A 14,761-nucleotide genomic window follows, 5' to 3' on the forward strand; every position below is an offset into this window, starting at 1 on the left:
AAACTTTATCTATTTTTTATAAACTTTAGTGGATTACCTGCATGTATTTCCATAGAAGATATTTCTATACTTTTAACAATAGATTCAGCACCAATAATTGAACCCTTACGAATCGTAGTATTTAAAAAAATACTGCTCCCTCGTCCTATCCAAACATCTTCTTCTATCAGAATTTCACCTTTCTTCATTCCTTGTTTGTTTATTGGTTCATTCTTATCAAATAGATGTTGGGCGTCTCTAATAGATACCCACTCTGCAATTAAAGTATTACTTTGTATCTCAACTTTATTAATTACAGAAACAACAACGCCTTGTGTCATTTTCACACAATCACCAACTATTAGTTGGCCAAATGGCGGTATATCAAAATGACTAAATGCCCCAATATCACATTTTTTACCAAACTTAATACCTTTATGCGGTGGGTATTTGAAAATGACATTTTTCCCAACTTTAGGAATTCCTTTACAGATCCCACCACATAAATTAATTAACAAAAATAATTTTAGACCACGATAGTAATCACCTAGTCTAAAAAAAAATTTGAATAGGCTATACATTTATAAAATGCCTTTTGTATCGACTACATAAGAAAAAGAGAAGTTCATATTTTTAAATTGTCTATGATCAACCAAAATCAAATGGATATCTGCTTGTTGATGTTCCTTAAGAGCAATCAATTTAATATTTGAAGGCAGTTTGGCAGGAAGTTCATGAATATTCGGTTCTATTGCAAGAATATTAAAACCTTGTTCAGCTAACTTTTTCGTGATTTCAAGTGCTGGGCTCTCACGTAGATCATCAATATCAGGTTTAAAAGCCAAACCATAGCAAGCGATCGTGACATCTTGAATCGTTTTTGTTGGATTAGCTTGTAAGAAATCCGCAATTTTAATTTTAACCTGATCAATGACCCATTCAGGTTTGGCATCATTCACTTCACGTGCAGTACGAATCAAACGAGCTTGTTCTGGTGTCTTTGCCACAATAAACCAAGGATCAACCGCAATACAGTGACCACCGACCCCAGGTCCTGGCTGTAAAATATTGACGCGCGGGTGACGATTCGCCAGTGAAATCAACTCCCAAACATTGATATCTAACTTGTCACAAATAACTGAAAGCTCATTTGCGAAAGCAATATTGACGTCACGGAATGAGTTCTCTGTCAATTTACACATTTCCGCGGTACGGGCATTGGTTTCAATACATGCACCTTTTACAAAGATTTTGTATAAATCACATGCCGCTTTTGAACAACGTGGTGTCATTCCACCAATAATACGGTCATTACTAATCAACTCTTGTAAAACTTTACCTGGCAACACACGTTCTGGGCAGTGCGCGACTAAAATATCGGCCTCTTCGCCCTTTTGCTGCGGAAAGCTTAAATCTGGACGTGCTTCACTTAACCAAGCCGACATTTGTTCAGTGGCTTCTACAGGTGAGGTCGACTCTAAAATAACTAAATTACCTGATTTTAAAAAAGGCGCTAAAGCTTTCGAGGCAGCTTCGATATATTTTAGATCTGGCTGATAATCATCTTTAAAAGGTGTTGGAACTGCAACAATATAAGCATCTGCTTCAGTCGGTGCCAATTGAGCAGACAATTTACCCTGAGCAACGACATCACGGACCAAAGCATCTAAATCAGGTTCAACAATATGCACTTTACCTTGATTGATCATATCTACCGCATGTTGGTTTACATCAACACCAGTAACTTTTACTCCATGAGCGGCAAATGTTGCCGCAGTTGGCAAACCAATATAACCTAACCCTATAACACAGATATGCTTAAATGAACTACTCATACTAAATACTTTTAAAATCAAATGGTTAAAAACTAAATAAAATTTACTTTTAGGAAATCAATAATTCGCTGGCAAGCAGTCCCATCTCCATAAGGATTGTGCGCTTCTGCCATACTGGCGTAAATTGTTGTATTTTCTAACAACTCACTTACAGCAGATTGAATCGCATTCACATCCGTACCCACTAATCGTACTGTTCCCGCATCTACCGCTTCAGGACGTTCAGTAGTATCTCGCATCACCAACACAGGCTTGCCTAGAGAAGGGGCTTCTTCTTGTATACCCCCTGAATCAGTCAAGATTAAATAGCTACGATTCATTAAGTAAACAAATGGTAGATAGTCCTGAGGGGCAATCAGAAAAACATTATCAATATTTGCCAACAACTCATTCACAGGTTGTTGTACATTTGGATTTAGATGGACTGGATAAACGATTTGAATATCAGGATATTTTTTAGCGATATTGGCCAAGGCAGTACAAATATTGAGGAAACCTTGACCGAAGTTTTCGCGACGATGTCCCGTAACTAAAATTAATTTTTTGCTTTTATCTATAAAACTAAATTCTTGTTCAAATTTTTGAATAAGTTGTTGTTCTTGCTCCACTTTAGTTTTAACTTGTAGTAAAGCATCAATCACTGTATTACCCGTAATCACGACTGTTTCAGGGTTAACATTTTCCTTAATTAAATTATTATAAGATGACCGAGTGGGCGCAAAATGAAAGTTTGCAAGAACACCCGTGAGTTGACGATTCGCTTCTTCAGGCCACGGCGAGTAAAGATCTCCTGTGCGTAAACCTGCTTCGACATGACCAATTTTAATTTTGTGATAATAACCTGCTAGAGAAGCTGCGAAAGTTGTAGCCGTATCGCCATGGACCAAAATAAGATCAGGCATCCACTCTGCAAATACCTGTTCTAACCCTTTTAAAACACCCGAGGTTACATCAGATAAAGTTTGTCCTGGTTTCATCAAATTCAAATCAAAGTCTGGTGTTAATTCAAATAAACTCAGCACCTGATCCAACATTTGACGGTGTTGACCTGTCACACAGACTTTAGTTTCAAAATCTTCATTAAACTGTTGTAACTTCAAGGCCAAAGGGGCCATTTTTATCGCTTCTGGTCGAGTACCAAATACTAATAAAACTTTTTTCACCCAATCCACCTTTTTTATATATGACTTTTAACTATGGTTTAAACTCGATTAATCCATAAAGTGCAGCATTTTCACTCATCAAACTTATAGCATATAATTGCTCAAGAACTACAATTCTAAAACAAGTTTAAATAAACAAAAATCAGATAAAAACAAATTATATCAACATCTTAAATAAACATATCTAATGTTGTTTTTACCAAAGTTCTATCACATTAATGTATTACAATAAGATTCTTTAACTTTTCTAATACATTGATGTGAGTTAAATTTAACTCATTATGTCACGGATATCCTATCTTCCAATTACTTTAATTGCTTTAATCAAAAGTTTGCATCTCTGTAATTACCAAGAAACGGGCGTACTATAGCAGATTTTTAATACGTCCCCTATCTGAATTGTATGATTGTGTTTAACAATATATTTTCCTTTGTTCTCAAATCGCAATAGATTAGTTTTGCAAAACTTATTATTAAATTTTTTAGATAAACTAAACATACAAACCGAAATGATTCTCCGATGATTTTTTACTATTTTTCAGCTAGAATTAGCGCAATTCTAAGTCCAAAGATATGTTGTTATGTAACAACAGATATAACTATTTAAGGGTCAAGTGTGAAGCATTATCAACTTTTTTCCATTCTTGCGATTAGTATTAGTGCTACAGGCTGTGCTGTTACTTCTGGCTTACAAACATATGATATTCCGAGTGAAGGCATTTACACTACTGATCAGGGAACGGACGTCAATGTTATAAAAATTACGCAGGATAATTTACCTGCAATTCAACCTGCCCAAATCGACTATCAAAGCAATTACTCAACACTATTTAAACAACAACAACAAGCCTACCGTCTAAGTTCTGGTGATGTGCTTTCTATTCAACTGTGGGCATATCCTGAAATTACTCCACCAGTGAACAATTTGACCAATGATCAATCAATTCAAGCCAATGGCTACCCAATTGACTACAATGGTTTTGTGCAAATTCCTTTAGTAGGCCGTTATAAAGCCTCAGGAAAAACATTAACGCAACTTAATACGGACTTACGTAACCAGTTTGCTCGCTATTTAAAAAACCCCGATGTGATTGTAAGAGTACTGTCTTATCAAGGGCAGCGATATTCAGTCCAAGGGAGTGTACTTAAAGGTGGTCAATTCTTTTTAAATGACCAACCTATTAGTATTTATAGTGCTTTAGGTATGGCTGGTGGTGTCACAGAGAAAGGCGATAATACATTTATCCAGCTCATTCGTAATGGCATCACTTATGATCTTAATACCATCGCTTTAGAGAAAGCTGGCTATTCGCTCAATAAATTATTGGTACAACCTAACGACACGATTTATGTAAGTACCAAAGAAAACCAAAAAATTTATGTAATGGGTGAGTCTGGTAAGAATCAGGCCTTACCAATGCGAGATCAAGGCATGACACTAAGCGATGCGTTGGGTGAAAGTTTAGGACTCAATCCTCTCTCAGCTAGTGCGAGCCGAATTTACGTTCTCCGCACAAATCCAAATGATCGCCATACTGAACTCTATCATCTAAATTTAATGAGTTTAGGGGATTTCGGTCTTGCTAATCAATTTAGATTGCGAAGTAATGATATTGTTTATGTCGATGCAACTGGGTTGACTCGCTGGCAGCGTGTTATCAACCAAATCATTCCGTTCTCTAGTGCTCTATATAATATTGATCGCTTAGGGCAATAATATAAATGAATATTAAAAACGTTTTAGTTGTTTGTGTGGGTAATATTTGCCGTAGTCCAATGGCCGAATATCTACTTAAACAACAACATCCTAACCTGAGAATTGAATCTGCTGGCATATCTGGCATGATAGGACATGCTGCTGACGATAAAGCTCAGCTTTGTATGCGGCGATTAGATATTGATATGAGTACTCATATTGCTAAAAAACTGAATTCAGAGCACCTTAAACAGGCCGATTTAATTTTAGTGATGAGTAACAATCAGCAAAAGCATATTGAGCAAACTTGGCCATTTGCAAAAGGGAAAGTTTTCCGTCTAGGGCATTGGCAAAACAAAAACGTGCCTGACCCATACCAACACGATCAAGCTTTTTTTGATCAGACCTGTCTGCTAATCCAACAATGTGTTACAGATTGGAAAAACTATATTTAACTTTTTTAGATTTAAGATTATGAGCCAAAATACCAATACTGAAGATACAATTGACCTGAAAGAGCTTTTCTTTGCTTTAATCGCACAATGGAAGCTTATTGCACTGTGTATTATTCTGAGTTTGGTCTTTGCTTTGTTATACCTACGTGCAACTCCTGATACTTATTCAGTAGATGCCTTGGTTCAAGTGGAAGACAGTAAAGGAGCCTCTGCTGCTCTGCTTGGGGATCTTTCACAGATGATTGAGCAAAAATCGCCCGCTCAATCTGAAATTGAAATTTTAAAATCTCGTTTAGTTCTTGGTTCAGTGATTCAAGCCCTCCATCTCGATCTAGAGATTGCAAGCGAAAATAATACTTTTTCTCATCGATTACTCAATAAAACTGATTACGAGACGGAATATTCTCCTAAAACCGTTACTTTTAATGATGGAGAAAAGTTTTTTAATATCAATCAATTTGATGTTCCCAATTCCTATTTAGATAAAAAACTTAGTTTAAGTTTTAAAAATAATAATTTTCGTTTGGTCGATCCAAAGACAGATGAGATCGTTCTAACAGCTCCTTTAAACAAATTAAATCAACTAAAAAATCAATTTGGTACTTGGAAAGTTGCAATTTTTACAAATGATACGTTTGATGCTAATTATTTCGTACAAAAGAATTCACTGCCTGCCGCAGTCCAAGCCATTCTTTCAAACTATTCCGTCGCTGAAAGAGGAAAACTAACTGGAATTCTGGGATTAAATTATCAAGGTCAAGATAAAGAACATATTACTAAAGTTTTAAATGCGATTTTGGCTGCCTATAGCGCGCAAAATGTAGAGCGTCGTTCTGCGGAAACAGCACAAACTTTAAAATTCTTAGATGAACAACTCCCAGACTTGAAAAAACAGTTAGATGATGCCGAACGTGTCTTCAATAAATTCCGACAACAATATAATACGGTTGATGTGACTAAAGAATCTGAATTGTATTTAACTCAGAGTATCACTTTAGAAACTAAGAAAATTGAATTACAGCAACAGCAAGCTGATCTAGCAGCAAAGTACACTGCTGAACACCCTGCAATACGCGAAATCAATGCTCAAATTACCGCACTTGACAAGCAAATTACCCAATTAAATAGCACCTTAAAACAGTTACCAGATATTCAGCGTCAATACCTCCAACTTTTTCGTGAGGTTGAGGTCAAAACTCAATTATATACTGCACTGCTCAACTCTTATCAGCAATTACGTATTGCAAAAGCAGGTGAAATTGGTAATGTTCGGATTGTGGATACTGCTGTAGAACCTGTAGAACCAATCAAACCTAAGAAATTACAAATTTTAATTCTTTCTATTTTCCTTGGTGGCTTCTTAGGGACTCTGCTTGCATTATTACGAAATATGCTACGTACTGGTGTCAAAGACTCGACACAAATCGAGAGAGAATTTGATCTTCCTGTTTATGCTACTGTTCCAAGATCTCCTGTACAAGAAACTCGTATGAGTATCTTGAAAAAGAAAAAATCGATCCCGATCTTAGCTGTAAAACATAGTGATGATATTGCAATTGAGAGCTTACGCAGTATCCGTACGGCGATCCATTTCTCTCTTGCGAGTGCAAAAAATAATATCATTATGATCGCTGGTCCAGCTCCAGAGGTCGGAAAATCATTTATTTCGACAAATTTGTCAACTATTTTTGCTCAAAGCGATAAAAAGGTTCTTCTGATCGATGCAGATATGCGTCGTGGCTATATGCATAAATACTTTGATGTTGATATAAAGCCAGGCTTATCTGAATTTTTGAGCAATCAAGCTGAGTTAAGCCAAGTAATTCATCAGACTGAGGTGAATGGACTGAATGTCATCACACGTGGTAAAAGTCCAACAAATCCATCTGAAATGTTAGGTTCTCAAAAATTTAAAGCATTGCTTGATGAACTTAGCCAACAATATGATCATATCATCATTGATACGCCGCCGATCTTGGCCGTAACGGATGGGATTATTATTTCTCAATATGCAGGCGTGAACTTATTAATTGCTCGTTATTCTAAGTCGCAAATGAAAGAGCTTGAGCTTAGCTTAAATCGTTTTGAGCAAGCAGGCGTCAAAGTGAATGGCTTCATCTTAAACGATATCCAACGTACTGCTGGCGCTGGTTATAGCTATAACTATGCTTATGCCTATAAAGCCAATAAAGAAGACTAACTTAACTTGCTTTAAAGTGAGTAAAAAGCCAAATCAATTGATTTGGCTTTTTTGTTAAAAACAAAAACCTAATAAAAAATACACGTATTATTCAAATGGGTTATTCAATGGATCAGCATAGACATGCTAAGATCAATGCCATATTTTTTTACTAAGAACTCATATCGGGACATCTCATGAGTAAAGCTTTACCTTTTGTTGTTGCAGCCGTTTTAGGCGGTGCAGCGCTTGTTCCTGTTTATTACGCTACACAACATCCAACAACTGAACTTGGGGCTAAAGCTGATAAAAATGCAGCACCTGTAGCAAAAATCAGTTATGCCTTGGGTTATGAAGTTGCAAAGCAAACTCCTCCTGAATTAGATACAAATTCATTTATTACTGGTTTCCGCGATGCACATGCGCAAAAACCAGCAGCATATACAGAAGAAGAGCTACAAGCAGCTTATGTTGATTTTCAAAAAGAAATTCAACAAAAACAGTTAAATGAAACGAAAAAAGCAGAAGCAACAAGCAATAGCTTTTTAGCTGAAAATGCCAAAAAAGAAGGTGTTAAAACAACTGCTTCAGGTCTACAGTACAAAATTATCAAAGAAGGTACTGGTAAACAGCCATCTGCCACCTCTGTCGTTAAAGTTCACTACAAAGGTCAGCTCACTGATGGTAAGGTCTTTGACAGCTCTTACGATCGTGGCGAGCCAATTGAATTCCCGCTCAATCAAGTGATTCCTGGTTGGACGGAAGGTCTACAACTGATGAAAGAAGGCGGTAAAGCAACGTTATACATCCCTGCAAATCTGGGATATGGCGAGCAAGGCGTACCAGGTTCTATTCCACCGAACAGTACATTAATTTTTGATGTTGAATTAATCTCTGTAAAATAATTGATATAAGGAGAGCATGTGCTCTCCTTTATTTTGGAAGAAATAATGAAAAAACTAAGTCTAATTTTAATTGCATCAGCTATTGGTACGGTTCAAGCAGCACCGACAACATTAAAAAGCCCCCAAAAGGAACAGTTGGGCTATAGTTATGGATACTTGATGGGTAAAGGAAATGCAGAAACCCTGAAAGATTTAAATATTGAAACCTTTGTGCAGGGCTTAAAGGATGCGACCCAAGGTAAAACAGCATCATTAAGCGATGAAGAAATGGCGAATGTTTTAAATCAATATAAAAAACGCCTTGAAGCAAAACAGTTGATTGAATTTCAAGAATTAGCGCAACAAAACGAGCAAGCTGGTCAAGCTTTTTTAGCTGAAAATGCCAAAAAAGCAGACATCATCACAACAAAATCAGGTTTACAGTATCAAGTCTTACAAGAAGGTAAAGGTAAATCACCTAAAGCCACCTCTATGGTAAAAGTGAATTATGAAGGCCGTTTGCTTGATGGCACTGTTTTTGATAGTTCTATTGCACGCAATCATCCTGCTGAGTTTAAACTCAATCAAGTCATTTCTGGCTGGACCGAAGGTGTTCAAACCATGAAAGAAGGCGGTAAAAGCCGTTTCTTCATCCCTTCTGATTTAGCATATGGTGACATTGGTGCTGGTGATGGAATTGGCCCGAACAGCACACTGATTTTTGATATCGAACTGATCGAAGTGAAATAACAAAAAACCCTCCATCTCGGAGGGTTTAATTTTAGAATAATTGAGTATTAATGTTTTAAATGTCTTGGTCTAAAACCCATTGCCACTAAACCAATTAAATAGGCCAAAACGCCAACCACACATAGACCAATCACTTCTGCAATACGGAACCATTGTGAAACATCGCCTTGATACCATGTTAAGGCATACCACAAAGCTGCAATCATGGTCATATTCGCTACCGCAAATTGGAAAAATAATTTCTTCCAATGCGCGCCAAAACGGTAGATATGACGCTTATGTAAATAGAAATAGAGCATTCCTGCATTCACCAAAGCAGAACCTGATGAAGCGAGGGCCAGTGCCATATGCTCTGCATGCCAATCAATTAATTTAAAGAAACCAATAAATACCACGTTTAAAATAGCATTTGCTGCAACCGCCATTAACCCCACACGCACTGGCGTTTTAGTATCTTGCTGTGCATAAAATCCTGGTGCAAATACTTTGATCAACATAAATGAAATCACCCCAGCACTCATACATTGCAATGCTAAAGCCGTCATTTGAGTATCTTCTAATGTAAACTCACCACGCTGAAACAATGCTTGAATAATCGGTGTCGATAACATGAATAAAGCAATACTGGCAGGGATACCGACTAACATAATAATTTTAGCGGCCCAATCGATCATGCTCTTAAATTTGGCTTGATCTTGCTCGGCATGACGTGCTGATAATGAAGGCAAAATCACCGTGCCAATTGCCACACCAATCAACCCCAATGGAAGCTCCGTCATTCGCTCAGCACTATAAAGCCAAGACACCGAACCATCTTGCATGAATGATGCCCAGATTGTATTGAGCAATAAATTAATTTGCGTTACTGAGACACCAAATAAAGCTGGCAACATCAGCTTTAAAATACGATCTACACCTTCATGTTTAAAATCAACTTTTGGTGGAATAAGTAAGTTTTTCTTCCATAACTCAGGAATTTGAATCGCAAGCTGTAATACACCTGCCACAATGACTGCCCAACCAAGTGCCATAATTGGCTCAGCCATGAACGGCGTTAACCACCATGCCCCTGCGATCATTGCAACATTTAATAAAACAGGTGCAAATGCAGGTGAGGCAAAAGAGCCATAACTGTTTAGAATACTACTTGCAAATGCCGTTAATGACATAAACATCAAATATGGAATCGTTAAACGAAACATATCAACGGCTAATGCAAATTTATCAGGATCGTTATGGAAACCAGGTGCATACAAATAAATAATGGCAGGTGCAGCAACCATTGCCACAAACGTTAATAGGGTCATGGCTGTCAATAAGCAGCCAAATACCCGACTAATTAAAATCTGAACTTCGGCATGCGCACGACTGGTCTTATATTCTGTTAAAACAGGAATAAAGGCTTGTGAAAATGCACCCTCAGCAAATAAACGCCGAAAAAAATTAGGAATACGAAATGCAACAACGAATGTATCGAAGTCCTTCCCTGCACCAAATACGTTGAGTAGTACTACATCTCGTACCAATCCCAACACTCGGGATAACATTGTCATTGCACTGACAATGACAGTCGATCGCCACAATGCCATCGCATTCACCTACGGCTTATCTTTTAAAAAGCGTTATTGTAATGAAAGTCCAAATAGATTTCGTTGTGAAATCATAAATCGAACGATGTTTTTTTGGATAATTTTGCTGCTGATAATTGGAAACGGAACAACGGCCAGTCAAAAAATGGTCCGGGATCAGTCTTACGTTTCGGTGCAATATCAGAATGTCCTGCAATATGATTTTGAATTTTTGGATAAGCTTGCTGAAGCGTTTGTACAACCTCTACCAGTGATTGATATTGTTCTTTTTCAAATGGTAAATCATCACTTCCTTCCAGCTCAATTCCAATCGAATAGTCGTTACATTCTTTTTGAGCCAAATAACTAGAACGTCCCGCGTGCCAAGAACGGTCATTAAAATTCACAAATTGGATGACCTCACCTGTTCTCAAGATCAATAAGTGTGCAGAAACTTGCATTCCCTCAATGGTCTGGAAATAAGGATGCAATGACCAATCTAATTTATTCTGAAAAAACTGCTGAATATAGCCCCCACCAAATTGTGAAGGAGGCAAACTAATATTATGAATTACAATCAGTTGGATATCAGTGCCATCTGGACGTACATTAAAATTTGGAGATGCTATTTGAGTTGCCCCAATTAATACACCATCCTCAACTTGAGCAAATTTAGAGTGTTGCATTGTCATTCGAATCAGCAATTTAATATTTCTATGCTGCATTCTGACATGCTTTATCACGAATAATCGAGACGAAATACTTATTTTTTATGTTGAGAATGCTAATATAACGCACAAGTTTTTTGGCCAAAAATATACTGGAAATGGTATGAGTATTCCTCAATCTTTGCTTGAACAATCTATTCAAATCAATATTCAACAAGCATTACAAGAAGATATTGGGGATGGTGATATTACTGCCATGTTAACACCTGTAGATGAACAAGCGACTGCCACGATCATTACTCGTGAAGAAATGATTCTAGCGGGACAACCTTGGGTTGATGCGTTAATAAAGGCATATGACGAAACTGTACAAATTACATGGTTAAAGCAAGAAGGTGATGTTGTTGCAGCAAATGAAGCTTTTCTAAAGCTTGCTGGTTCAGCACGTAGCCTTCTTACCGTTGAGCGTCCAGCGTTAAACTTTGTACAAACGCTTTCAGCCGTTGCGACCAAAACAGCAAACTACGTTAAACAGCTTGATGGATTAAATACAAAATTATTGGATACACGTAAAACCTTACCCGGATTACGCATCGCACAAAAATATGCTGTGGCTGTTGGCGGTGGACAAAACCATCGTTTAGGTCTATTTGATGCATTTTTAATTAAAGAAAATCACATCATGGCAGCTGGTGGTATTGCCCAAGCGATTGTCAAAGCACATGACATTGCACCGGGTAAACCTGTTGAAGTTGAAGTTGAAACTTGGGACGAGCTGAATCAGGCGCTTGAAGCTGGGGCTGATATTGTGATGTTGGATAACTTTAGCCAACAACAAATGATTGATGCGGTGAATCATGTCGCTGGACGCTGTAAATTAGAAGCATCAGGTAATATCACCATTGAAAATCTACGTGAAGTCGCAACGACAGGTGTGGATTACATTTCAATGGGCGTGCTCACCAAAGATGTAACCGCTGTAGATTTATCGATGCGTTTTAACGCTTAACCTTGTTCGGATTTATTCTCTTGCTCTGAACGTTTTGGCTGAACCGAAACCTCAGGCATCTCTATTTTTCTTTCTTCAGCTCGCTCAGTCCATGCTGATTTGGCTTCGGTTGAATCAGTAGGTCTTGGGTCAGCAGCCATCAAGACAAAAGTAACTGCGGTCAAAAATACGAGAAATACTTGTAACATTCTCATCCCTATTTTGTTTTCTTTCAATTTTATAAATTTAACAAAGCAAAATGAGTCAAATTTGCGTGCTCTGTTACATTATGAAATGCGTCAGTTAAGGTATGTAGAAAATGATAACATCATGTTTTTACATCTCTAACCAGAATAAAGTAAAAACAGCCTAAACTGTGTTTAGACTGTTTTTTTGCAATCGCAAAATTAAAACATCATGAACCAACAAAGCCCATGTATGGATCAGAAATTGAATCTTCATTTGTTTCAATACGACCAGCAAAACGACGGCTATAACTTGGCTCGTTGACCATAGTCACCGTGAAATCATACCAGCCACCAAACTCGCTCATATCCCAGCTTAACTCTTTCTCTGCTGCAGCTGTTTCGATTTGCCATGTTTGACTTGGTAAATACGCATTGGCTTTTACGATGAATTTTGCAGTTTGAGCTGCATCATTACGCACTTTTAAGAAAAGTTTCGGATCACACTCTTCCATACACACGCGTATCTCAGGTAAGGCAGCAGATTGCTCTGCTTGAGATAAATCACCAGTAAAACTTCGATGGAAACCATTTGGCCCAAGTACCCATAAGTCATAACGACTTTCTTTGGTTTGCCAAATGTCATCCAATTGTTTGCCTGCTTCAACCATATAGCGGCGAGGCACAGCATCCAGATTCAATTTGTCATAGACATGGAAAACTGCAGCATGTGTACCTGTATTGGAGAACATCAACTTTACAGTTTTCGCAGCAACATCAACTTTGGCACTGGTATGAAGGATATATGGCAATGCACGTGATGGACGAATGCCTGTTTCTTGTATTGGATAAGCTTGATTCAGCGGGCGGCTCACCTGAGCTAAACCTTCTTGCGCTTTACGAATTGCATCAGCTTCAGCTTTGGTTTTCTTCCCTGATAGATCTGGCAATGGAACAATATTCGGTGTTTCAAAATCAAAAGCTGTCGTTAAATCACCACATACTGCACGACGATAAGGGCTGATATTCGGTTCTTCTACATCAAAGCACTGTTCCAAGAAACGAATCACCGAAGAATGATCAAATACTTGTGAATTGACCCAACCGCCACGACTCCAAGGGGAAATGATATACATTGGAACACGAATCCCTGGTCCATATACCCCAACCCCATTACTCACTTTTGGATCTGTAAAGTTTGGCTGTCCCGATGATGCCTTGTCATGTGTTGCATATTCATACGACATCTGCGCTTCAGTTAATGTCGACTTACCACAGACCTCACCAGACACATCAATTGATGGTGCACTTGGTGATGGCACATGGTCGAAGAAACCATCATTCTCATCAAAATTAATTAAAAAGACAGTCTGACTCCAAATTTCTGGACGCTCCGTTAAAGCATTCAAAACCTCTTGAATATACCAAGCGCCCTGAACTGGGCTTGAAGGTCCAGGATGTTCACTATAGGTCGCTGGAGCGACCAACCAGCTCACTTGAGGTAATTGACCTTGGGCAATATCCTCTTTAAATGTCCCAAGAAATCCGCCATCAGGCATGGTGTTGGCAATCCCTTTATATAATGGTTGATTTGCATCAATCGCAGGATCATAGGCTGGACAAATGGTACTGTTATTGACAGGTTTACCAGACAACTCATTGGCACGACGATACTGTTTAAAACCTGCTAAAGGATTATCTGTAAAGTTATCTGGCATGTTTTGGTAAACTTTCCAGCTTACGCCTGCTTGTTGCAAACGTTCTGGATAAGTTGTCCAATCATAACCTGTCGTTGATGGACCTATCGCATCTAAATCATTGACTACACTGGCCACATTTCCTGTAGTTGGGCCATTCGTTCCCGTCCAAATAAACATACGATTGGAATTAGTTCCTGTATGCATCGCACAGTGATATGCATCACATAAAGTAAAGGCATTGGCTAAAGCAAACTGAAACTCAACTTCTTGCTGTTTGTAATATCCCATAGACTGAGGTTGTTTATATTGCACCCAACTACCCATACGACCATGATCCCACGCGTACTGCCCATCGGTCCATGAATGCGGTGTTCCACTGACACGCTGTGCGTTACCGCGCGTACTGTCTAAATGGTAGGGATAAACTTTGTTTTTGTTCGCATCATATTGCTCCCAAACTTTACGTCCCTGAGTTAAAGGGATGGTAAAACGGTCACCAAAACCACGTACGCCTTTCAAGGTACCAAAATAATTATCAAACGAACGGTTTTCTTGGGTCAGAATCACCACATGTTTAACGTCTTTAATTGTTCCTGTTTCTACTTTGGCATCAATCGCTAATGCTTTTTGAATACTCATTGGAAAGCTCGTTAAAGCGGCTGTTCCAAAAAGTGCTTTGGTTGAATTTAATAAAAAATCACGACGGTTCAT

13 protein-coding genes are annotated in these 14,761 nt (G+C 38.1%); 6 read left to right on the top strand and 7 right to left on the bottom strand.

Annotation, left to right across the window (positions count from 1 at the left end; all coding sequences use genetic code 11):
• Nucleotides 1-5: 5 nt before the first annotated feature.
• Genes F959_RS15905 through wecB form a run of 3 tightly spaced genes read right to left on the bottom strand, consistent with a single transcriptional unit; the run spans nt 6 to nt 2,977 of the window.
• A complete protein-coding gene (locus tag F959_RS15905) occupies nt 6-560 on the bottom strand; it encodes an acyltransferase (RefSeq protein WP_004882128.1) in 555 nt (184 codons plus the stop codon).
• Nucleotides 561-1,814, bottom strand: coding sequence for a UDP-N-acetyl-D-mannosamine dehydrogenase (gene wecC, locus F959_RS15910; RefSeq protein WP_004882130.1), 1,254 nt, complete (start codon nt 1,812-1,814; stop codon nt 561-563).
• Between the two features lie 32 nt (nt 1,815-1,846).
• Nucleotides 1,847-2,977, bottom strand: a complete 1,131-nt coding sequence (gene wecB, locus F959_RS15915) for a non-hydrolyzing UDP-N-acetylglucosamine 2-epimerase (RefSeq protein ID WP_004882132.1) — start codon at nt 2,975-2,977, stop codon at nt 1,847-1,849.
• 616 nt (nt 2,978-3,593) lie between these two features.
• On the opposite strand from wecB, the gene F959_RS15920 reads away from it, so the two are divergent.
• The 5 genes from F959_RS15920 to F959_RS15940 all read left to right on the top strand — a co-directional run bounded on the left by F959_RS15920 (nt 3,594) and on the right by F959_RS15940 (nt 8,941).
• Entirely contained in the window at nt 3,594-4,694 is a 1,101-nt protein-coding gene (locus F959_RS15920; protein ID WP_004882133.1) for a polysaccharide biosynthesis/export family protein, read from the top strand.
• Between the two features lie 5 nt (nt 4,695-4,699).
• Nucleotides 4,700-5,128, top strand: a complete 429-nt coding sequence (locus F959_RS15925) for a low molecular weight protein-tyrosine-phosphatase (RefSeq protein ID WP_004882134.1) — start codon at nt 4,700-4,702, stop codon at nt 5,126-5,128.
• A gap of 19 nt (nt 5,129-5,147) precedes the next feature.
• A complete protein-coding gene (locus F959_RS15930; protein ID WP_004882135.1) occupies nt 5,148-7,328 on the top strand; it encodes a polysaccharide biosynthesis tyrosine autokinase in 2,181 nt (726 codons plus the stop codon).
• A 176-nt stretch (nt 7,329-7,504) separates the two neighbouring features.
• Complete coding sequence (locus F959_RS15935; protein WP_004882136.1) at nt 7,505-8,212, top strand: BamJ family beta-barrel-assembly machinery protein; 708 nt, start codon at nt 7,505-7,507, stop codon at nt 8,210-8,212.
• Nucleotides 8,213-8,257: 45 nt separating this feature from the next.
• On the top strand, nt 8,258-8,941 hold the full coding sequence (locus tag F959_RS15940; protein WP_017196978.1) for a BamJ family beta-barrel-assembly machinery protein: 684 nt from the start codon (nt 8,258-8,260) through the stop codon (nt 8,939-8,941).
• A gap of 47 nt (nt 8,942-8,988) precedes the next feature.
• On the opposite strand, the gene murJ is transcribed toward F959_RS15940, so the two are convergent.
• Together murJ and ampD are read right to left on the bottom strand one after the other, a co-directional pair.
• Nucleotides 8,989-10,539, bottom strand: coding sequence for a murein biosynthesis integral membrane protein MurJ (gene murJ / locus F959_RS15945; RefSeq protein WP_171056613.1), 1,551 nt, complete (start codon nt 10,537-10,539; stop codon nt 8,989-8,991).
• A gap of 62 nt (nt 10,540-10,601) precedes the next feature.
• Nucleotides 10,602-11,195 carry a 1,6-anhydro-N-acetylmuramyl-L-alanine amidase AmpD gene (gene ampD, locus F959_RS15950; RefSeq protein WP_004882139.1) on the bottom strand — a complete coding sequence of 198 codons (594 nt, stop codon included), beginning with the start codon at nt 11,193-11,195 and terminating at the stop codon, nt 10,602-10,604.
• A 145-nt stretch (nt 11,196-11,340) separates the two neighbouring features.
• Between ampD and nadC the strand changes: the two genes are divergently transcribed.
• Complete coding sequence (nadC, locus tag F959_RS15955; protein WP_004882140.1) at nt 11,341-12,186, top strand: carboxylating nicotinate-nucleotide diphosphorylase; 846 nt, start codon at nt 11,341-11,343, stop codon at nt 12,184-12,186.
• Here nadC and F959_RS15960 read toward each other — a convergent pair.
• Nucleotides 12,183-12,374, bottom strand: coding sequence for an ABZJ_00068 family colistin stress protein (locus F959_RS15960; RefSeq protein WP_004882142.1), 192 nt, complete (start codon nt 12,372-12,374; stop codon nt 12,183-12,185). The two genes, nadC and F959_RS15960, sit on opposite strands and share 4 nt — an antisense overlap.
• Nucleotides 12,375-12,580: 206 nt before the next feature.
• The gene (locus F959_RS15965; RefSeq protein ID WP_004882144.1) at nt 12,581-14,761 is read right to left on the bottom strand and encodes a phosphocholine-specific phospholipase C; all 2,181 of its coding nucleotides are present in this window, start codon (nt 14,759-14,761) and stop codon (nt 12,581-12,583) included.

Origin of the sequence: Acinetobacter venetianus RAG-1 = CIP 110063, assembly GCF_000368585.1 — a bacterium.
Taxonomy (GTDB): Bacteria; Pseudomonadota; Gammaproteobacteria; order Pseudomonadales; family Moraxellaceae; genus Acinetobacter; species Acinetobacter venetianus.